This is a genomic window from Stenotrophomonas indicatrix (assembly GCF_002750975.1).
Lineage (GTDB): Bacteria > Pseudomonadota > Gammaproteobacteria > Xanthomonadales > Xanthomonadaceae > Stenotrophomonas > Stenotrophomonas indicatrix.
Genome location: NZ_PEJS01000001.1, coordinates 3179317 through 3198848, shown reverse-complemented (window position 1 = coordinate 3198848; position 19532 = coordinate 3179317). Strand labels below are relative to the sequence as shown.

20 protein-coding genes, 1 tRNA gene and 1 pseudogene are annotated in these 19532 nt (G+C 66.4%); 11 read left to right on the top strand and 11 right to left on the bottom strand.

Features of this window, described 5'->3' with window-relative positions:
- Positions 1-44 precede the first annotated feature (44 nt).
- Both CR918_RS14770 and CR918_RS14765 read left to right on the top strand, forming a co-directional pair.
- On the top strand, positions 45-1562 hold the full coding sequence (locus CR918_RS14770) for an alanine/glycine:cation symporter family protein (RefSeq protein ID WP_025874267.1): 1518 nt from the start codon (positions 45-47) through the stop codon (positions 1560-1562).
- Positions 1555-2388 (top strand): TrmH family RNA methyltransferase, encoded by an 834-nt coding sequence (locus CR918_RS14765; RefSeq protein ID WP_099785218.1) that lies wholly within the window; start codon positions 1555-1557, stop codon positions 2386-2388. The genes CR918_RS14770 and CR918_RS14765 overlap by 8 nt, the downstream gene beginning before the upstream one ends.
- 140 nt (positions 2389-2528) lie before the next feature.
- On the opposite strand, the gene CR918_RS14760 is transcribed toward CR918_RS14765, so the two are convergent.
- The 4 genes from CR918_RS14760 to CR918_RS14745 form a co-directional block, all read right to left on the bottom strand.
- Positions 2529-3950: a M28 family peptidase gene (locus CR918_RS14760; protein WP_099843475.1), complete on the bottom strand. Its 1422-nt coding sequence runs from the start codon at positions 3948-3950 to the stop codon at positions 2529-2531.
- Between the two features lie 224 nt (positions 3951-4174).
- Complete coding sequence (gene mscL / locus CR918_RS14755; protein ID WP_033831860.1) at positions 4175-4579, bottom strand: large-conductance mechanosensitive channel protein MscL; 405 nt, start codon at positions 4577-4579, stop codon at positions 4175-4177.
- Between the two features lie 56 nt (positions 4580-4635).
- Positions 4636-5352 (bottom strand): fumarylacetoacetate hydrolase family protein, encoded by a 717-nt coding sequence (locus CR918_RS14750; protein WP_025874273.1) that lies wholly within the window; start codon positions 5350-5352, stop codon positions 4636-4638.
- A 70-nt stretch (positions 5353-5422) separates the two neighbouring features.
- On the bottom strand, positions 5423-5704 hold the full coding sequence (locus tag CR918_RS14745) for a hypothetical protein (protein ID WP_025874274.1): 282 nt from the start codon (positions 5702-5704) through the stop codon (positions 5423-5425).
- Between the two features lie 178 nt (positions 5705-5882).
- Here CR918_RS14745 and CR918_RS14740 point away from each other — a divergent pair, with 178 nt between their 5' ends.
- Entirely contained in the window at positions 5883-6218 is a 336-nt protein-coding gene (locus tag CR918_RS14740; RefSeq protein WP_049469607.1) for a Rieske (2Fe-2S) protein, read from the top strand.
- 439 nt (positions 6219-6657) lie between these two features.
- On the opposite strand, the gene CR918_RS14735 is transcribed toward CR918_RS14740, so the two are convergent.
- The 4 genes from CR918_RS14735 to thiS form a co-directional block, all read right to left on the bottom strand.
- Positions 6658-8505 carry an SLC13 family permease gene (locus CR918_RS14735; protein WP_025874276.1) on the bottom strand — a complete coding sequence of 616 codons (1848 nt, stop codon included), beginning with the start codon at positions 8503-8505 and terminating at the stop codon, positions 6658-6660.
- A gap of 27 nt (positions 8506-8532) precedes the next feature.
- Positions 8533-9267, bottom strand: coding sequence for a tRNA (guanosine(46)-N7)-methyltransferase TrmB (gene trmB / locus CR918_RS14730; protein WP_099843473.1), 735 nt, complete (start codon positions 9265-9267; stop codon positions 8533-8535).
- Positions 9267-10061 (bottom strand): thiazole synthase, encoded by a 795-nt coding sequence (locus CR918_RS14725; protein ID WP_032975186.1) that lies wholly within the window; start codon positions 10059-10061, stop codon positions 9267-9269. Before CR918_RS14725 ends, trmB begins: the two co-directional genes overlap by 1 nt.
- A gap of 132 nt (positions 10062-10193) precedes the next feature.
- Positions 10194-10394: a sulfur carrier protein ThiS gene (thiS, locus tag CR918_RS14720; RefSeq protein WP_025874279.1), complete on the bottom strand. Its 201-nt coding sequence runs from the start codon at positions 10392-10394 to the stop codon at positions 10194-10196.
- A gap of 207 nt (positions 10395-10601) precedes the next feature.
- On the opposite strand from thiS, the gene CR918_RS14715 reads away from it, so the two are divergent.
- The 3 genes from CR918_RS14715 to CR918_RS14700 all read left to right on the top strand — a co-directional run bounded on the left by CR918_RS14715 (position 10602) and on the right by CR918_RS14700 (position 13197).
- Positions 10602-12434 carry an autotransporter outer membrane beta-barrel domain-containing protein gene (locus CR918_RS14715; RefSeq protein ID WP_099785212.1) on the top strand — a complete coding sequence of 611 codons (1833 nt, stop codon included), beginning with the start codon at positions 10602-10604 and terminating at the stop codon, positions 12432-12434.
- A 106-nt stretch (positions 12435-12540) separates the two neighbouring features.
- Positions 12541-12614: transfer RNA gene (locus CR918_RS14710), tRNA-Gly, on the top strand.
- A 349-nt stretch (positions 12615-12963) separates the two neighbouring features.
- Positions 12964-13197 (top strand): hypothetical protein, encoded by a 234-nt coding sequence (locus tag CR918_RS14700; RefSeq protein WP_099843469.1) that lies wholly within the window; start codon positions 12964-12966, stop codon positions 13195-13197.
- Here the strand turns inward: CR918_RS14700 and CR918_RS21435 are convergent.
- The 3 genes and pseudogenes from CR918_RS21435 to CR918_RS14685 form a co-directional block, all read right to left on the bottom strand.
- Positions 13093-13752 (bottom strand): annotated as a pseudogene (locus CR918_RS21435) (acyl-CoA dehydrogenase family protein); the annotation flags it as partial. The gene CR918_RS14700 and the pseudogene CR918_RS21435 sit on opposite strands and share 105 nt — an antisense overlap.
- A 386-nt stretch (positions 13753-14138) precedes the next feature.
- Complete coding sequence (locus CR918_RS14690; protein WP_099843467.1) at positions 14139-14564, bottom strand: acyl-CoA thioesterase; 426 nt, start codon at positions 14562-14564, stop codon at positions 14139-14141.
- Positions 14565-14597: 33 nt separating this feature from the next.
- Positions 14598-15809: a YbfB/YjiJ family MFS transporter gene (locus CR918_RS14685; RefSeq protein WP_099843465.1), complete on the bottom strand. Its 1212-nt coding sequence runs from the start codon at positions 15807-15809 to the stop codon at positions 14598-14600.
- Positions 15810-15899: 90 nt separating this feature from the next.
- Here CR918_RS14685 and CR918_RS14680 point away from each other — a divergent pair, with 90 nt between their 5' ends.
- The 5 genes from CR918_RS14680 to CR918_RS14660 all read left to right on the top strand — a co-directional run bounded on the left by CR918_RS14680 (position 15900) and on the right by CR918_RS14660 (position 19528).
- A complete protein-coding gene (locus CR918_RS14680) occupies positions 15900-16925 on the top strand; it encodes a GlxA family transcriptional regulator (RefSeq protein WP_099843463.1) in 1026 nt (341 codons plus the stop codon).
- A gap of 87 nt (positions 16926-17012) precedes the next feature.
- On the top strand, positions 17013-17261 hold the full coding sequence (locus tag CR918_RS14675; protein ID WP_223486525.1) for a hypothetical protein: 249 nt from the start codon (positions 17013-17015) through the stop codon (positions 17259-17261).
- 93 nt (positions 17262-17354) lie between these two features.
- On the top strand, positions 17355-18233 hold the full coding sequence (rimK, locus tag CR918_RS14670) for a 30S ribosomal protein S6--L-glutamate ligase (protein WP_099843462.1): 879 nt from the start codon (positions 17355-17357) through the stop codon (positions 18231-18233).
- Positions 18234-18488: 255 nt separating this feature from the next.
- The gene (locus CR918_RS14665; RefSeq protein ID WP_099843460.1) at positions 18489-18965 is read left to right on the top strand and encodes a hypothetical protein; all 477 of its coding nucleotides are present in this window, start codon (positions 18489-18491) and stop codon (positions 18963-18965) included.
- Positions 18966-19054: 89 nt separating this feature from the next.
- The gene (locus CR918_RS14660; protein WP_025874285.1) at positions 19055-19528 is read left to right on the top strand and encodes a hypothetical protein; all 474 of its coding nucleotides are present in this window, start codon (positions 19055-19057) and stop codon (positions 19526-19528) included.
- Positions 19529-19532: the final 4 nt, after the last annotated feature.

Sequence of the window (19532 nt, the reverse complement as noted above, 5' to 3'; positions counted from 1 at the left end):
GCCGACGGGACGTCCTCACAACCCGCCGACTGGAGAGAGCGCGCGTGGAAGCTACCGTACATTTCATCAACAGCATCATCTGGAGCAAGGCGCTGATCTTCATGTGCCTGGCCGCCGGCCTGTTCTTCAGCCTGCGCACCCGCTTCATGCAGATCCGTGGTTTCGTCGAGATGTGCCGCCTCACCGTGTCCGGTGAGAAGTCCGACGCCGGCGTGTCCTCGTTCCAGGCCCTGGCCATGTCGATGGCCGGCCGCATGGGCATCGGCAACATCGCCGGCGTGGCCACCGCCATCGCCTTCGGCGGCCCCGGCGCGATCTTCTGGATGTGGGTGATGGGCTTCCTCGGCGCCTCCACCTCGTATGTGGAATGCACCCTGGCGCAGATCTACAAGACCAAGGATGCCGAAGGCCGCTACCGCGGTGGCCCGGCCTATTACATCGAAAAAGCGATGGGCCTGAAGTGGTATGCCATGGCTTTCGCCATCGCCACGATCATCGCCGCCGGTTTCCTGATGCCCGGCGTGCAGGCCAACGCGATCGCCGACAGCGTCATCAACGCCTGCCGCGGTACCGCGCTGTGCGGTCCGCTCGATGGCCAGGCCTTCGGCATGGAATCGGCGCAGGCGCTGAAGCTGGGCATCGGCATCGTCGTCGCCCTGCTGCTGGGCGTGGTGATCTTCGGTGGCGTCAAGCGCATCGCCAACTTCGCCGAAGTGGTGGTGCCGTTCATGGCCGCCGGCTTCATCCTGATGGCCATCGTCATCATGATCATCAACTACGATCGCGTGCCGGAGATGTTCGGCATCATCTTCAAGAGCGCTTTCGGCACCCATGCCGCGTTCGGCGCGATGATGGGCCTGGCGGTGGAGTGGGGCATCAAGCGCGGCATCTACGCCAACGAGGCGGGCCAGGGCTCGGGTCCGCACGCTGCGGCGGCCTCGGAGGTCTCGCACCCGGCCAAGCAGGGCTACGTGCAGGCGTTCGCCATCTACTTCGACACCATGATGGTGTGCACCGCCACCGCTTTCCTGATCCTGGCCAGCGGCACCTACAACGTGTATTCACCGGTCGCCGGCGCCGCGCCGATCTTCCAGGGCCTGGCCGGCATTCCCGAAGGTGCGGGCTACGCGCAGGCGGGTGTGGAAGCGGTGCTGCCGGGCTGGGGCTCGGCCTTCGTGTCGGTGGCGATCTTCTTCTTCGCCTTCACCACGATCATGGCCTATTACTACATGGCCGAAACCAACCTGACCTACGTCAACCACAACAAGCGCCGGCCGCTCACCGTGCTGCTGCTGCGTTTGGGCATCATCGGCATGGTGGTGTTCGGTGCCTTCCACAACGCCACCCTGGCCTGGGCGCTGGGTGATATCGGCGTGGGCCTGATGGCCTGGCTGAACATCATCGCCATCCTCATCGTGCAGAAGCCGGCCATGCTGGCCCTGCGCGATTACGAACGACAGAAGAAGCTCGGTCTCGACCCGATCTTCGACCCCGATGCCCTGGGCATCAAGAACGCCGATTTCTGGCGTCAACGCAAGCTGGAGTTGTCCCGTAGTGAATGATCCCTGGAAGAATGCCCGCCGCCCGTCGTCGCGACCGCCGCGGGCCACCCCGCTGCCACCGCGTGAGGGCGGCACCCCGCCACCGCCGGGGCGGGGCAACGACGAACTGCGCCTGTATGGCTGGAACGCGGTGCAGGCGCTGTTCGCCAAGCGTCCGCAGGCGCTGCGCAAGCTGTACCTGGTGGAGTCGCTGATTCCGCGCATGCAGCCGGTGCTGAAGTGGTGCGTGGCCAACCGCGTGGGCTATCGCGTGGTGGAGGAGGGCGACCTCAACAAGCTGGCTGCCACCACCCACCATGAAGGCCTGGTGGCCGACGTGCTGCGCGCGCCGGTGTTGCCGCTGGCGCAGTGGCTGGCCGACCTGGACGAAGGCCCGGCGCTGGCACTATGGCTGGATGGCGTCGGTAATCCGCACAACTTCGGTGCGATCCTGCGCTCTGCCGCGCATTTCGGCGCCAAGGCGCTGCTGCTGCCGGCCAGCAGTACGCTGGCGCTGTCCGGCGCGGCCGCACGCGTGGCCGAGGGCGGCGCAGAGTCGGTGCCGCTGGTGCAGTTGCCTGAGGATGCAGAAGCGATGGCGCAGCTGCGCGCGGCCGGTTTCGGCCTCGCCGCGACCCTGGTCGAGGGTGGCGATGACGTGTTCCGCGCGTCGTTGCCGGCCCGCCTGGTCTACGTGATGGGCGCGGAAAGCGAAGGCATGGATCGCGGCCTGGCCAGCCAGTGTGACCAGCAGCTGTCGATTCCCGGCAGTGGCGCAGTTGAAAGCCTGAATGTCGCTTCCGCCACGGCCGTGTTGCTGGCGCAGTGGGTCAGCCAGCGCGGCTGAGCCGTGCAGGGGGTGCGAACCTTGGTTCGCACCCGGCTTGCCGCTGCGCTCGCCGGGCATGGCCCGGCGCTACCAATGCGGGATCTACCTTGGTGGATGTGGACCTGGGGCCGCACCGCTCCTGCCGCGCCGTTACTGCGTCACTCGTTCGGCGGCGTGGTTGCCTTGGCTTCACTGCCGAAACTGCCATCGGCTTCGGCGGCCAGATACGCAAACACGGTGTAGGCCGCCACGTTCTGCGCCAGCGCCTTCGGGTCGATCTTGTCGAGGGTGTCGTCGGCGGTGTGGTGCAGGTGGAAGTAATCCGAGCCATCCTGCGCCAGCCACGCCCACGCGCCACCCTTGGCGGCCAGCGGACCGACATCCGGCCCCGGGCCACCCTTGTCGGCGGCGTACTCGATGCCCAGCGGCTTCATCACCTCGGCAATCTGCCTGGTTGCCTCGCGCGAGCCCTCCGGGTTCGGCGAACCTGTGTTGAAGGCGTAGATGCGGCCAGCACCGAAATCGCTCTCGGCGGCCAGCTGGTGCAGGGCTACGTCCTTGGCATGCGCCTCGGCGTAGGCCTTGCCGCCATACAGGCCCTGTTCTTCGTTGGCGAAGGCGACCACGCGGATGGTGCGCTTCGGCGCCTGCTTCAGCTGGCCGATCAGATGACCGGCGGCCATGGTGATGCCCACGCCTGCGCCGTCATCGACCGCGCCGGTGCCCAGGTCCCACGAGTCCAGGTGTCCACCGATCACCACCACTTCCTTCGGCAGCGTGCGGCCGGTGATCTCACCGATCACGTTGTACGAGGTCGCCGTGCCATCCCAACCGCAGTCCAGTGCGACCTTCACCGTGGTTGCGCCACGGGCAAGCAGACGCGCCAGCTGGTCGGCGTCGGGCACCGACAGCGCCGCCGACGGCACCGGGGTCAGGCCGTCATCGAAGCGGGTGATGCCGGTGTGCGGCACGCGGTGCGAATCGGTACCGGCCGAGCGCATCAGGAAACCGATCGCGCCCTTGCGGATGGCCTCGGACGGGCCCTTGCTGCGGATCGCGCCGCCACGGCCATAGTCGCGGCCATCGCGGAACGGCAGCATCTGGTAATCGACGAAGGCGATCTTGCCCTTCAGCGAACCCGCCGGTGCGGCCTGCAGCGCGGCCAGATCGGCAAACCGCACTACCTCGGCTTCGACCGTACCGCCCGGGCTGCCGCCCAGCGCAGTGATCTGCAGCGGTTGCGGGTTCCTGCCGGTCACGGCGGCGTGTTCACTGCGGCGCTCCCATTTCGGGAAGGTCACCGGTTCCTTCCACACCTTGTCAAAACCCAGTGCCTTGAACTTGGCTTCGGCCCAGGCCACGGCACGGGCGTCGGCCTCGCTGCCGGCGATGCGAGGGCCGATCTCGGTTGTCAACGATTCGACCACCTTCCAGCCGGTGTCATCGGCCAGCGCCTGGTCGCGCAGTTGCGCCGCAGTGGCCAGCGAAGCCGGCGGCAGGGTGGTGGCATGCGGCGCCGCGAAGGCCGGCGCGGCCAGCAGGGCGAGGGAGGATGCGATGGCAAGGACGCGGCGACGCATGGACAGCTCCGGGAAGGGTGTAAGCCTTGGAGCTTAACAGTCGTTCAGCGCCGCGCATGGGCGGGAGGTCATGGCCGGCGCGGATGCTGTTTTCCGCCAGATGCAGCAAAGCGAAAGCCCCGCCGGAGCGGGGCTTTCGCATGCCTCTGCGGTAGCGCCGGGCATGCCCGGCGAGCGCAGCGGCAAGATGGCGTTCCGCCGGGCATGGCCCGGCGCCACCAACCTTATTTCTTCAGGCTGTCGCGGATCTCGCGCAGCAGCACCACTTCCTCGGCCGGCGCTGCCGGTGCCGCTTCCTTCTTGCGCGACAGGCGGTTGATCACCTTGATCACCAGGAAGATGGCGAAGGCCACGATCACGAACTGGATCAGCGTGTTGATGAAATCACCGTAGCCGATCACCACGGCCGGGATTTCCTTGCCATCAGGCCCGATGCTGGCCGGCGACAGCGTCCACGCCAGGTGCGAGAAATCCACCCGGCCAATCAGGTAGCCCAGCGGCGGCATGATGATCTTCTCCACCAGCGCGGTGACGATCTTGCCGAAGGCAGCGCCAATCACCACGCCGACGGCGAGGTCGATGACGTTGCCGCGCATCGCGAATTCCTTGAACTCGGTGAGCATTCCCATTGTTGTTTTTCTCCTGAGGGCGAGAGGGGACAGCGCGAAGGGTAGCGCAGGTGATGTCAGCCGGCGATCACGCCGTGGCGTTCGGCCACGTTCTCAAGGCGTGCACTGAAACGGTCGCCGGGCTTCAGTGCGGCCACGCCGGACGGCGTGCCCATGAACACGAGGTCGCCGGCGCGCAGCTGCCACAGCTTGGACAGCTCGTGCAGGATCTCCGGCACGTTCCAGATCATCTGGTCGAGCAGGGACTGCTGGCGGACTTCGCCATTGATCTCCAGCGACAGATTGAGCGCGGCCAGATCGCCGACTTCACCGGCGTGCACGATCTCGCTGATCGGTGCAGAGGCATCGAAACCCTTGGCCGAATCCCACGGGTGGCCCTTCTCCTTGGCGGCCGCCTGCAGGTCGCGGCGGGTCAGGTCCAGGCCCACGGCATAGCCATAGACCAGGGCCTCGGCGTCGGCCACGGCCAGCACGCCAGTGGGCGCGTCACGGCCGATCGCCACCACCAGTTCCACCTCGTGATGCAGGTTGCTGGTGGCAGGCGGATAGGGGATCACATCGTCGTGGCCGACCACGATGGCGTCGGCCGGCTTGGTGAAGAACATCGGGCGGCCGCGATCATCTGCTGCGGGCACGGCAGCACCCATCTCACGCGCATGGTCGGCGAAGTTGCGGCCGACGCAGTAGATGCGGTGCACGGGAAAGCTGCCGCCGCCAACCACCGGTACACGCGGCGTGGCTGCAGCAGGGATCACATCGGAGACATCGGACATGCGGGCATCCAGGAAGGGAGTGCCCGCAGTCTAGAACGCAGCAAGGCCCGCCGTCAGCGGGCAGCGTCGATCAGCGCGAGGACGGCAACGCCGACTTGCGCACCACGTGGTACTCGCCCTCGACCACGTTCGGGTCGACCGGGCGGCTCGGGCCGGGCTTGCGCGAAGCCAGCAGCTTCCACGCCAGGCCCACCAGGATCATGGCTGCACCGACGAATACGCCGATGAACACCATCGCGGCCAGGATCGCCAGGCCGAGCAGGCCCACGGCAACGCGCACCAGCGGATGGCGCGGCTTGCGCGGGGCAAACAGGGTGCGGAACTGGTTGAAGGCGAAATCGCGATTGAACATGGTGGCTCGATAGGCTGGAAATCAGCGAGCCATGAGTATCGGCAGCTGCCACTGTGATTGAGTGAAAAACTCGTTAAATATAGCCTCGGCTTATTACGGATCAATGACTTGTGTTCATGTCGCAGCTAGCCACATGACCAGGCGTGCGACAATGCGCGATTCCGTCCGAGCCTTCGCCATGACTGCCGCTGTTGCCCTGATCACCCTGGATGCCATTGCCGATGGTGCGTTTGCCGAGGTTGAAGCGGTGGTCGACGGCGATGCCGAGTCGCTGCTGCTGTACCGCGACGGTGAACAGGTGCGCGCGTTCCTGAATATCTGCCCGCACGCGGGCCGCCGCCTGGATTGGGCGCCCGGCCAGTTCCTGAAGAGCCGCGAAGGCCATCTGGTCTGCGCCGCCCATGGCGCCTCGTTCGCGCTGGACAGTGGCGACTGCATCGCCGGCCCCTGCAAGGGCGACCGCCTGCGCGCAGTGCCGGTGGATGTGCGGGATGGACAGGTCTACCTGGCCTGAGGCATCGGTGTGCGGACCAACGGTCCGCACCCACCGAGTTCAGTACCCACCACATCAGCGAAACATCCAGGAATCCATCCACGCATGGCGTGGATCTACCGTGTCGACCAAGGTCGACACCCACCCACAGCAGCACAGAATGCCGTTCCGACAGCGCGCGGAAATCTGTCGAAGGCGGGGTGGGGCCGGTTGCGGGGGTATCCGCGGCATGGATGCCGCGGCCAAGTCCCCAGGGGTGAGGGCGCTTTGCTTGCGAAGCACTGCTTCGCAAGCGCCCGAACGCACAGCCGCCAGCGGCTGGGCCGGACCGCGGAGCGGGGTTCACGGCGTCCCCCGCAACCGGACCCACCCCGCCATCCCAAGGAATGCAGGCCGTTGCCGTTGCCGTTGTCGTTGCCTCTGCGGGTGCAGGGCGCAGCCCTGCCAACAAACCCAACCTTCAGAACATCAGGTTGATCATCACCACCACCACGCAGGTGTAGATCAGTGACAGCGGGCCGCCGACCCGCCACATCTCGCGCGGGGTGTAGTTGGCCGGGCCGGTGATCATCGAAATCACCGGGTTCGACGCCGTCATCAGGTTGTTGGACGCCGACAGCGCCACGATCAGCGCGAACGCCGTGGGATTGCCGCCGGCCGCCAGCGCCAGGTTCACCGCGATCGGCACCATCACGATGGTCGCGCCCACATGGCTGATCACCAGCGAGAACACCGTGGTCAGCAGCGCCAGCGCCAGTTCCAGCACCCAGATCGGAATGCCGGTGGGCAGCTTGTCGATGGTATGGCCGGCCACCCATGCCGCTGCGCCGCTGGAATCCATCGCCCAGCCGAGCGGAATCAGCCCGGCCATCATGAACACCGTCTTCCAGTTGATCGAGGCATAGGCCTCGTCCATGCGCAGCACGCCGGTCAACAGCATCCCGGCCACGCCGGTCATCAGGGTCAGCGCCACCGGCAGTTTGCTGGTCAGCGCGATCAGGATGGTCAGGGCGAAGATCGCCATGGCGATCTTGAACTTGTGCGGGCGCTGCTCGCCAGTGGGGTAATCGGTGACCACCACGAAGTCACGGCTCTTGGCCGCTTGCGCGAGGTCGGTCCAGATGCTGTGGAAGACCAGCATGTCACCGGCGCGCAGCTGCACATCGCGCACATCCTCGCGGATCACCTGCTTGTCGCGGTTGATCGCCAGCAGGCTGATGCCGCGTTCCTTGCGCAGGCGCAGCTCGCCTGCAGTCTTGCCGATGACGCCGGAGGTCGGCGGCACCACCGCCTCGGAAATGCCAGCGCGGCTGGGATTGAACAGATCGCCAAGGTGCTTCAGGCGCGAGGACATGCGCAGGAACTGGTTCTGCGCGAAATCGTGGATCTGCTGGCGCGGTCCCATCGCGCCGAGCACGCTGCCCACCCAGATGCGCATTTCCGCCGGCGGTGCCAGGCGGGTGTCATTGCCGGTCTTCAGTGCCAGCAGCAGCGGCGCGTCATGCAGGTTCTCGGCCTCGCCCAGGGTCATGCCGACCAGCGGGCTCTCGGCGGTGACCACCAGCTCGAACACGTCGCCTTCGATGCCGTAGGTCTTGGCGAAGTAGCTCTCGGTGCGGGCCGGCGTGGTGCCGTCGTTGACCAGGCTTTCCTCTTCCACCAGCTTGCGGTCGCCGTAGTAGCGGAAATACAGCAGCGAGGCGATCAGCAGGGCGATGCCGATCGGCAGCGGCGCGAACATGCGCAGCGGCTCGATGGTGGCCAGGCCGGAGGGCAGGTTGTTGTTGGCCGAGGCCAGCAGATCGTTCAGCAGGATCAGCGGCGAGTTGCCGACCATGGTCAGCGCGCCACCCATCACGATCGCCGCCGAGATCGGCAGCAGCAGGCGCTGCATGGTCAGCCCGGTGCGCGCGGCCAGACGCGAGGCAACCGGCAGGTACAGCGCCATCACCGACGGGTTCTGCATGAAGGACGAGTTCAGGCCGGCGATGGCCGTGGTCATCATCAGCAGCCGCTGCTCCACGCCATGGCCGCGCCGCAGCAGCCAGGCCGCGAGCCGGTTCAAGGCACCGGTGCGGTCCAGGCCCGCGCCGAGGATGGTGGTGGCGATGATGCTCATCACCGCGTTGCCGGAGAAGCCGCCGAAGATCTCCTCCGGCGCGATCAGGCCGGTCACGCCCAGCACCACCAGCACCACCAGCGCGACCACGTCGGCGCGGATGCGCTCGAACAGGAACATCGCCATTGTGAAGCCGACCAGCCCGAGCACGAGCTTCATGTCAGTGGTCAGCGTCAGCGCGGTATCCATGTGGGGCGCGGCGTCCTCAGGCGTTCATCAGGTGCGGTCGTACAACAGGTCCCAGACGCCATGGCCGAGCTTCTGGCCGCGGGTCTCGAAGTGGGTCTGCGGGCGCCAGTCCGGGCGCGGCACGCTGCCACGCGGACCGGCGCGGTTGACCAGGCCGGGGGTGGCATCGAGCACGTCCCACATCTGCTCGGCGTAATCCTCCCAGTCGGTGGCACAGTGCAGGCGGCCACCGGGGCGCAGCTTGCGCACCAGCAGCTCGGCAAAACCCGGATGGATCAGGCGACGCTTGTTGTGGCGCTTCTTGTGCCACGGGTCGGGGAAGTAGATGCGCACTTCGTCCAGCGCGCCATCGGCGATTTCCTTTTCCAGCACTTCCACTGCGTCGTGGTGGTACAGGCGCACGTGGTCGGCGTTGTCGTCGGCCAGCGCGTTCAGCAGGCGGCCCACGCCGGGCGCGTGCACTTCCAGGCCAATGTAGTCGCGGCTGGGGTCCTGCTGCGCGGCGAAGCGCAGCGCGGCGCCGTTGCCGAAGCCGATTTCCAGCACCTTGTGCGCATCGCGGCCGAAGGTGGCATCCAGATCACGCGGTTCACCGCTGAAATCCAGGCCGAAACGCGGCCAGCGCTCGTCGAACGCGCGCTGCTGGGCCGGGGTGAAACGGCCCTGGCGCAGCACGAAGCTGCGCACTTCACGGCGACCTTCGTTGACCGTGAACGGCTTGGGCGGTGCCTTCGAACCGGCGCTGTCGAATGGATTGGTCATCAGCCGATCAACCCATCGATCGGCGAGGACGCACTGGCATAGCGCTTGCGCGGAATGCGGCCAGCCAGGAACGCCTCGCGGCCGGCTTCCACGGCCTTGCGCATGGCGCTGGCCATCAACACCGGGTTGCGCGCACCGGCGATGGCGGTGTTCATCAGCACGCCGTCGCAGCCCAGCTCCATCGCGATCGCCGCATCCGACGCGGTGCCCACGCCGGCGTCGACGATGATCGGCACCTTGGCGTCTTCGATGATCTGCAGCAGGTTGTACTTGTTCTGGATGCCCAGGCCCGACCCGATCGGCGCGGCCAGCGGCATCACCGCAGCGCAGCCGATCTCTTCCAGGCGCTTGGCCAGGATCGGGTCGTCGGAGGTATAGACCATCACCTCGAAACCGTCCTTGACCAGCTGCTCGGCGGCCTTGAGGGTCTGCACCACGTCCGGGTACAGCGACTTCTGGTCGCCCAGTACTTCCAGCTTGGTCAGGTTGTGGCCGTCCAGCAGTTCGCGGGCCAGGCGGCAGGTGCGCACGGCATCCTCGGCGGTGTAGCAGCCGGCGGTGTTGGGCAGGATGGTGTAACGGTCCGGCGGCAGCACGTCGAGCAGGTTCGGTTCGCCCGGGTTCTGGCCGATGTTGGTACGGCGGATGGCCACGGTGACGATCCGGGCGCCGGCGGCCTCGGTGGCCAGGCGGGTTTCTTCCAGATCCTTGAACTTGCCGGTGCCGGTAAGCAGCCGCGAGCTGTAGGTCTTGCCGGCGATCACCAGCGAATCGGGGGAGACATGAGCGTTCATGACGCGATTATCGCTTATCCGCCTGAAGATGGGGTCGTCACTTCGACGCCGCCGGGCATGGCCCGGCGCTACCGGAACGGATGCGCAGGGTAGCGCCGGGCCATGCCCGGCGAGCGCGGAGCGCGGGATGCCTCAGCCGCCGCCCAGGGCATGCACGATCTCCACCACATCGCCCTCGGCCAGCACATGCTCGGCATGACGGCTGCGGCTGACGATCTCGCCGTTTACCTCCACTGCCACCCGGCGTTGCAACAGCTGCTCGGCCGCGAGCAGGTCCAGGAGGGTCGCCGAAGCGGGCAGGGTGCGGGGTTCGCCATTGAGCTGGATGTTCATGGGGCCATTGTCGCTGATCGCCGGTTCGCATCGGAACCGTTGCAAGTTGTGCGCTACGCCCGCACCGGCAAAGCCCGCCGGGCCTGGCTCGAGCGACAATCCATGCGGCGGCGCAGCGTGAGCAATTGGCGGCGCAGTGAAACCATTCACCGTGCGCCGGCGTACGTGCGTCGGATCCTCAAACGATATCCCCACAGGAGTTTTTACATGCTGCTCAGCAAACGCCCGATCCGCTCCCTCATGGCGGCCGCGATCGCGCTGGCCGCGCTGCCGGCCATGGCAGGCGAATCCCCGTTCACCCGCACCGTGTTCATCGGTGACAGCCTGACCGACAGCGGCTACTTCCGTCCGCTGCTGCCGGCCGACGTGCGTCCGGTCACCGGCCAGTCCACCACCAACCCCGGTTGGGAGTGGGCACAGTGGGTTGCCGATTACTACGGCACCAACGCCAGCCCGAACGGCAACGGCCAGACCGGCGACAACTACGCTGTCGGCGGCGCCCGGGTCGGCACCGACTTCCGCAACCCGCAGCTGGGCAACGTGCTGGTGCCGTCGTTGAAGACGCAGACCGCCAACTACCTGGCCGCCAACGGTGGCAAGGCGGATCCGCGCGCGCTGTACACCGTCTGGGGTGGCGCAAACGACCTGTTCCAGATCACCAACCCGGCCCAGGCACCGGCAGTCATCGGCTCGGCGGTCACTGACCAGATCGGTATCGTGGCCAGCCTGAAGCAGGCCGGTGCCGAGTACGTGCTGGTTCCGAACCTGCCCGATATCGGCTCCACTCCGGGCTTCATCGATCGCGGCGCTGCCGCGCGCGTGCAGGGGACGGCGCTGTCCAACGCCTACAACAGCGCGCTTTATGGCGGTCTCAAGCAGGCCGGCATCGATTTCATTCCGCTGGACACCTACACGCTGCTGCGCGAGATCATCGCCAGCCCGGGCATGTACGGCTTCAGCAACGTCACCGGCCGGGCCTGCACCGTGCCGTCGTCGCTGACCTGCAGCCCCTTGGCCTATGTGCGTCCGGATGCGGCAAGTACCTACCTGTTCGCCGATGACGTGCACCCGACCACGGCCGCGCACCAGATGCTGGGCCAGTACGCCATCTCGATCCTGGAAGGCCCGCGCCTGCAGCAGGTGCTGAGCCACTCGGCGCAGACCATCGGCCGCTCGCGCGCCGACCAGGTCAGCCTGCACCAGGCCAGCCGCCCGGCCGACGGGATGTCCTGGTGGGGTGGCGTGCGCGGTGACATGCAGCGCTACGACCACGCCGATCTGTACGACGGCCTGGCCCCGGCCGGCCTGTTCGGTGTCGACTGGGCACGTGACGGCATGGTCTTCGGCGGCTTCGCCGGCTTTGGCCGCCTGAATGCCGACTTCGGCAACAGCCGTGGCGATTTCACCCAGAAGGACACCACGGCCGGTCTGTTCGCCGGCTGGTACGGCGACCGCATCTGGGTCAATGGCCAGGTCAGCTACACTTGGCTGTCCTATGACGTGAACCGCAAGGTCCAGCTCGGCCCGGCCACCCGCGAACACGGTGGCTCGCCAGACGGCAGCAACCTGACCGCCGCCCTGAACGCCGGTTACGAGTTCGGCACCGAAGGTGGCTTCCGCCACGGCCCGATCGCCTCGGTGATCTGGCAGCAGGTCAAGATCGACGGCTACACCGAAAGCGCCGATGCCGGCACCCTGGCCACCGCGCTGGGTTACGGCAAGCAGGATGTCGATTCCACCGTCGGCCGTATCGGTTGGCAGGCCCGCTTCGACGGCGGCACCGTCAAGCCGTACGTGCAGGTGACCTACGACCACGAGTTCGAAGACACCAAGCAGGCCAGCGCCTGGGTGCAGAGCCTGCCGGACGTCGGCATGTACCGCGTGCCGGGCATGGACTTCGACAAGAACTATGCAACCGCCATCCTGGGCGCGCGCATGGAGCTGTTCGGCCTGCAGAGCAACATCGGCCTGAGCGCCACCACCCTGCAGAAGCGTGCGCAGGACGCGACGCTGTTTGCCAGCTTCAGCGGCAGCTTCTGATGCACACGACGGCAGGCCTGCGGGCCTGCCGTCACCGTCACGGGCAGGCTGCAAGGGCCTGCCCGTTGCGTTTGAACACGTGCCCCGCATAGACTTGTCGGGCAACGCGGGCGTAGCTCAATGGTAGAGCTGTAGCTTCCCAAGCTACTGACGAGGGTTCGATTCCCTTCGCCCGCTCCATCCTGGCAACTGGGATGGAATGATGCCGAGGCCGCCCGTGGGCGGCCTTTTTCGTGGTCAGTCCTCGTTCTGCACGTATTCCAGCTCTTCCCGCAACGCATTGAGGTTGGAGCATCAGCAGCTTCGACGCCAAGCGGATGTCGCGACGGTCATAGCGCGCCTGCGATTCGTGGTCGCGCGCAACCAGGCCGGCGCCCGGCATCAGGTGCAGGCGCTGCGCGCGGCGGACCAGGCAATCCAGCCCGAACGCACGTGACAGCATACGCCCGAGGATCACCCGTCCGGCCTGGCTCAGGTTGTCGGTGTCGATGCCATCGAGCTGCCGCACCTGCGCTGCCGCGTGGCGGGTATGGCGGTTCTCGCGCAGCACTTCGCCCAAGCCCGACAGGCCACCGATGTGCATCTCGCGCAACGCGATGTCGGCCAGGTGCTGGCAGAGCAGGTCGTTGGTGCCGTCGAACAGGGTATAGACCCGCGCATCCAGCAGGGCGGTCGCTGCGATGTTGTCCGCGCCGGTGCGATAGCCCTCGCCGCCGCACAGCTGCTGGTAGTCGATGGCCGATTCCAGCATCAGTTCCGATGAGAGCACCTTGGTCGCCAGCGAGGCGAACATGCTGCCAGCAATGTCGTGGCGGTAGTCCTCTTCCAGCAGCAGGTGATGGTAGAGCGCGTTGCAGATCACGTAGTGGTTGCGGATGCGCGACACCTTGTAGCGCACGTAGTCGATGTCGTACAGGCAACCCTTGCCGATCTTTCGCCCCTTGGTCTGCGCCAGCGCCTCGCGGTACAGCCTGCGCAGGAAGCCACTGGACATCGCCGCCTTGCTGAAGCGGGAGGCACACAGAATCTCGGCGGTATCGCCCAGGCCACTGCGGCGCTTGTCCAGCCGCCTCTGCGCCGGCACCAGGATATCGATGTCGTTGAGGCCATAGCCCAGGTTCTTCAGGCCCAGGCTGTCGTATACCTCGGTGGTGACGAAGCCGCCCTCCGAACGCCGATGGACGAAGTAGCCGAATTCCTTGCCGGCGTACTGCCTTGCGCACACGATCCACCAGTCGGCCTGCGCGCTGAATGCCTGCCAGTGCTTGCTGCCACGGACGTGGTAACCCGCATCGGTTTCCTCGTAGGTAGTCTTCATCCGCGCCAGACTCGAGCCGAATTCCGGCTCGGTGAAGGCGATCCCACCTATCACCGGGTTCTCCTGGAAGTCGTCGAAGACTTCTTCCTGCAGTGCCGGTGATCCGGACAGTGCCACGTTGCGCAGGAACAGCACGGTGACGATCATCGTGTACATGCCCAAGGGCAGGTTGTACTCGGACACGATCTCGATCACCTCGCACATCTCGCGGTGGCTGTGCCGGCCCTCGTGTGTAGCCGGAATCGCCGGCAGGCAGATGCCCTGGCCCATCAGTTCGGTCCAGCGCTCCTTCGGCAGTGGCTGTTGCGGCAGCACGCGGCTGTCGAACGCCGGCAGCGCATCCTGGATCTGCCGTAGGAAGGTCTCGGTATCGCGGTGTGTCCTGGTCAGCATGGTTCCCTCATTGCCAATGACTGTGCGTACGCTTCGGTGAAGAAGATCGACAGCGCGTGGCGGCGTGCGCTGTCGATCTCCCGTGTGGTGTTGGCGGCGTAATCGAAATGCACCATCACGCAGCGGCCGCTGGCGACCAGCTGCCCGTACTGCAGCGCGCTCTGCACGATCGACAGCGACGATCGGCCGATCGCATCGATGCGTGTCTCGATCTCGACGTCGTGGCTGGCCCGTATCTGCTTGAGAAAGTCGATCTCGTAGCGGCGCAGGATCAGGCTCAGGTCGCGCATGTTTTCGCTCTGGCTGAACTGCAGGAAGATCGGCAGCCGCCCGTGTTCGAACCACACCGGCAGCGCGGTATTGGTTACATGGCCGAGTACGTCGACTTCGGAAAAGCGGGGCGAGATGGAGATGCGCATGGCAGGGCCTCGGACGGGTGTGGGATGCAGGCGCTAGGCGGCGTGTCGTGGAGCGCGTGCCGTCCACGGCAGCAGGACGGCGGCCAGATGCAGCGCGGCGCTGAGCCAGAGCGCGCCATCAAGACCGATGCGATCGGCTATCGCGCCGGCGGCGACCGGACCGATCGCCTGGCCTGCTGCGAAGGCCAAGTTGAACAGCGCCATCGCGCGACCGATGCGTGCTGCCGGCAGGTTCTGCCGGACCAGCACCGCGATCGCGGCCGCAGCGATGAACACGCTGGATCCGAACACGGCCGCTGAAATGAAAAGGCTGGAGGTGCTGCCCAGAAGTGGCGCCAGCGTACCCAGCAGCGAAATGGCGCAGCACACCGACAGCGTGTAAGCACCGGGCCAGTGCGCGAGCGCGCGGCGCCACAGCAGGCCCGAGCCGAGGATGGCGATGCCGAGCACGCTCCACACCGCCACACCTGATTGCCAGGACAGGCCGTGTTCGCGCAACCAGGCGAAGATGAAAGTGAGGTAGATGATGTAGCCGCCGGCCCAGCAGAAATACGCGGCCAGGCAGGCGCCGAGGTGGCGCAGCGGGAGTGGCCCGCTGCGATCCGCCTCGGCCGTGGCTGCCGCTTCCTGCACCTGGCCGGCCAGGCGCAATGGCCACAGTGAGGCGAGCAGGCCCACCGCGCCCAGCGCCATCCACGCCTGCGGCCATGCCGAAGGGCCGCGCAGTGCCAGCAGTGGTGCCACCGCCAGCCCGGCCGCGACGATGCCGATGCCTGCACCACCAAAGAACAGCCCGGTGGCCGCGCCGCGTCGCGTCGGTGCGTGGCGGTAATGCAGCAGCACCAGGGTGCTGCCGCACGCCGACACCCACGCCGCGCCGATGCCGTTCAGCGCGCGCTGGCTGCTCAGCCATGGCAGCGCTCCACTGGCGCCGGTGGCGGCCAGAGTGAACAGGCACAGACCCAGCCCCACCTGGAACAGGCGACGTGCGCTGACCCGGTGCAGCAGGGCATACGCCGATGCGGCCCCCAACACGTAGCCCAGCGCATTGGCGGTGTTGAGCCAGCCGGCCTGCGCGTAGTTCCAGAGGAGGTCTTCGCGCATGGCCGGCAGCAGCAGCGCGTAGGCGAAGCGGCCGAGGCCGTTGGCCACCGCCATCGACAGGCACAGCGCGAAGGCGGGCCACAGCGAGGGCAGCGCACTGCGCGCTGACGCCAAGGCGGTGGCATGTGGCCCGGAATACATTTGCTGGCGTCTCCTTGATCAGCCCGTCCCTCATTAGAACGGTCCTGATCTAGACTGCGAGGTGTCCTGATTGACAAAAAAGAATCCGCAATGGACACGCCAGAGTTCGTGATCGCCGTCCTCGACGGCACCCTTGCAGCCAGCGTCGGAGCGACCTTGGACGTACTGGACTTCGCCAACCGCTCCGCCGAGCGGCTGGGCCGACCGGCGTTCCGATGGCGGGTGGTCGGCAGCCGCCGCCAGCTGCGCCTGAGCAACGGCATGACCCTGCGCGCGGATCCGCTGTCGAGCATCGGCGACGGTGACCCTGGCGTACTGGTGATTCCCAGCCTCGGCCTGGACGGCATGCTCGACGTCAACGGACACGAGCCCTGCGGATTGGATGCGCGCTACACCGATGGCATCGCCCTGCGTCGCCTGGCGATGGTTGATGCGCAGCAGTTGGCACAGCTGGCCCGGCAGTTCCACGACCGAGGTGGGCGTACTTGTGCCAGCTGCTCGGGCGTGCTGGTGCTGGGCGAGGCCGGGCTGCTGGATGGGCGTCGCATCACCAGCCACTGGGCATTGTCGAGCCTGCTGCGTCGTCGCTTCCCGCGCGCGCGGCTGGATCCGGCCTGTATGGTGGTCGAAGACGGCCGCCTCACTACCGCCGGCGCGGCGATGGCGCAGATGGACCTGATGCTGCATCTGGTACGGCAGTACGCGGGCCGCGAGGTGGCCGAAGCGGTCATGCGTTTCCTGCTGGTCGACAGCCGTAGCACGCAGGCGCGCTACATGGCGTGGCAGGGCGCCGACCATGACGATGACACCGTGCGCCGTTTTGAATCGTTGATCGAAACCAGCCTGCCGCATCCGCTGGGCATGGAAGAGGCCGCGCAACGCCTGCATCTGACCACCCGCACGCTGGCGCGACGGGTACACCGGGTCACCGGCAGTTCGCCGCGCGTGTTGGTGCAGGCGGTGCGCATGCGCATGGCGCAGCGCCTGCTGGAGATGACCGATCTGTCCATCGATGACGTTGCAGAACGGGTCGGTTATGCCAATGCGACATCGTTGCGCAAACTGACGCTGAAGATGACCCGGCTGACGCCGGCATTGCTGCGCAGGCAACTGTGACGTCGCTGACAAGCACCGGCTTTCAACAATCCCCATGGCACACCGATGGCAGCCCGTTTAGCGTCCAGACTCCTTTCAAGTGGAAACATGCGCGTGGAAAGCAGGGATGACGTTGTCACACGGCTGCACAGGATCTTTCTTTCGGCCGGCATCGGCTCGGCCAAACAGGTCGAAGCGGTTCGAGCACTCGGGCGTGCCGGTGGCCCGGAGGCGGCGCGGTTGATCGGGCAGATCTATCAGGACGCCTTCAGTGGGTCGGTCATCCAGATGGCCTGCATCGCCGCGTTGGGTGAAGCGGCACGCACCTGTCCGCCGGTGTTGCCAGGCATGGAGTGAGCTGGGCAGCGCGGTTGCGCGCGGGCCGGGCAGCATCATCCAGACGCAACGCTGAAACGCTATGCTGCGCGCCTGCCGACCGATCCCACTGCGATGAAGCTCGCCATCCTGTCCCGCAACACCCGGCTGTACTCCACCCGTCGGCTGGTCGAGGCCGCGCGCGCGCGCGGCCATACCGTGCGCATCCTGGATCCGCTGCGCTGCTACATGCGCATCGCCGCGGACGGCTTTTCCATGCACTACAAGGGGCGGCCGATGACCGGCGTGGATGCGGTCATCCCGCGCATCGGTGCTTCGGTCACCCGCTATGGCACCGCCGTGCTGCGCCAGTTCGAACTGATGGGCGCACGCACGCCCAATCCGTCCGACGCGATCCTGCGCTCGCGCGACAAGCTGCGGGCGCACCAGCTGCTGGCGGCCAAGGGCATCGACATGCCGGTTACCGTCTTCGGTGACAACCCGGATGACACTGTCGACCTGTTGTCCATGCTCGGCCCACCGCCGCATGTGGTGAAGCTCAATGAAGGCACCCAGGGCCGTGGCGTGATCCTCACCGAGAAGGCCAGCGCCTCGCGCGGCCTCGTCGAAGCCCTGCGTGGCCTGTATGCCAACTTCCTGATGCAGGAGTTCATCGGCGAGGCCAAGGGCGCCGACCTGCGTTGCTTCGTGGTCGGCGACCAGGTGGTGGCGTCGATGCAGCGCCAGGCGCCGGAGGGGGATTTCCGCTCGAACCTGCATGCCGGCGGCACGGCGGTGGCGTCCAAGGCCAGCCGGGCCGAACAGCAGGTGGCGGTGCGTTCGGCCAAGGCGCTGGGACTGGGCGTCTGCGGGGTGGACCTGATCCGCTCCGAGCGCGGCCCGCTGGTGCTGGAGGTGAACTCCACCCCGGGCCTGGAAGGGATCGAGGCCGCCTGCGGGGTGGATGTGGCCGCACGCATCATCGAACACGTTGAGAAGATCAAAAAACCCTGATATTTCAGCGATTTGAAATTAAGTTCAGGCGGGGTTGGCGGGTTTAACGCTGCTTTAATCGCCCCGGGCGTAGCCTTCAACGAACCGCAGCTCTGCCTCTCAGCAGGATCGGTATCGGGATACAACTTCAGGCCCAGGCGGGTGCACCGCCTGGGTCTTTTTTATGCCCTGTGTCCCCCTGCCAAGGGGCCCTTGTGGGCACGTGGGGACACTCGTAGAGTTGGGCCTTCGTTCCGAAGGATCGGGAGGTTGGCGATGTACCGCACCACGATGATCGTGCTGTTGCTGTGCCTGCCTGGCGTTGCACTGGCCAAGCCGGAAAAGGCGGCTGTGCAGATGGACCGCCAGACCCCGGTGGCCGAGCAGGTCCGCCAGGTCGAAAAAGCCCTGCGGCAGGGCGACTACAACGAAATCTCCGCCGAGGACCGCAGTCAGGTCCAGCAGGCATTGGCGCGGATCACCCAGCGGATGGGCGACCGGCAGACCGTCCAGGAGCTGCCGCCGCAGGTGCAGAACGACGTCTTCAACGATCAGGAGCGGGTCAACAGCATCCTGACGCGCGCCCACGACGACAGCCGCCAGATCTGCTCGTACCAGCGCACCACGGGCAGCAACATGCCCAAGAGCCGTTGCATGACCGTGGCCGAACGGCGCCGCATCGAAGAGAAGGGCAAGGCCCTGCTCAACGACCAGCGCACCTACAGCAACTTGAACCCGGACTCCAAGCTTTAAGGCCGCCTGCACCCTGCCGGCCAGCACTTGCTGGCAGAGCGGGCATCCGCATACAGTCGGCGTTCACCTCAGACAGGGATTCGTTTGTCATGAAGCATCCAGTGATATCAGCGGTTCTGGTTTCGGCGTTGGCCCTGGTCGCTGCTTCGGCAGGGGCCAAGAGTGCCGAAGAGGTATTCCTGCCGGGCAAGCCGCTGCTGCAGCAGGTAGAGCGCATCGAGATCGAGCTCAACGATGGCGAAACCTATTCCGAGCTGCGTCAGGAAGAGCGCGGCAAGGTCCGCGAGACCCTGGTTCGCATCCGTGCCGCCGCCGAGCAGTACCCGACCAAGGACGCGATGCCTGAATCGGTACGAACTGAGGTCTTCAACGATCAGCAGGTCGTGAACACCGTTTTGACACAGGCGCGTGAAGATAGTCGTCTAATATGCCGACGTGAGAAGACCATTGGTTCCAACATGTCGTCCACGCAATGCATGACCGTCGCCGAGCGTGCTCGGCAGAAGGACAAGGCACAGCGCGACATGGGCCAGGCCCAGCGCGTCGGTAAATTCGTCAATTAGAGGT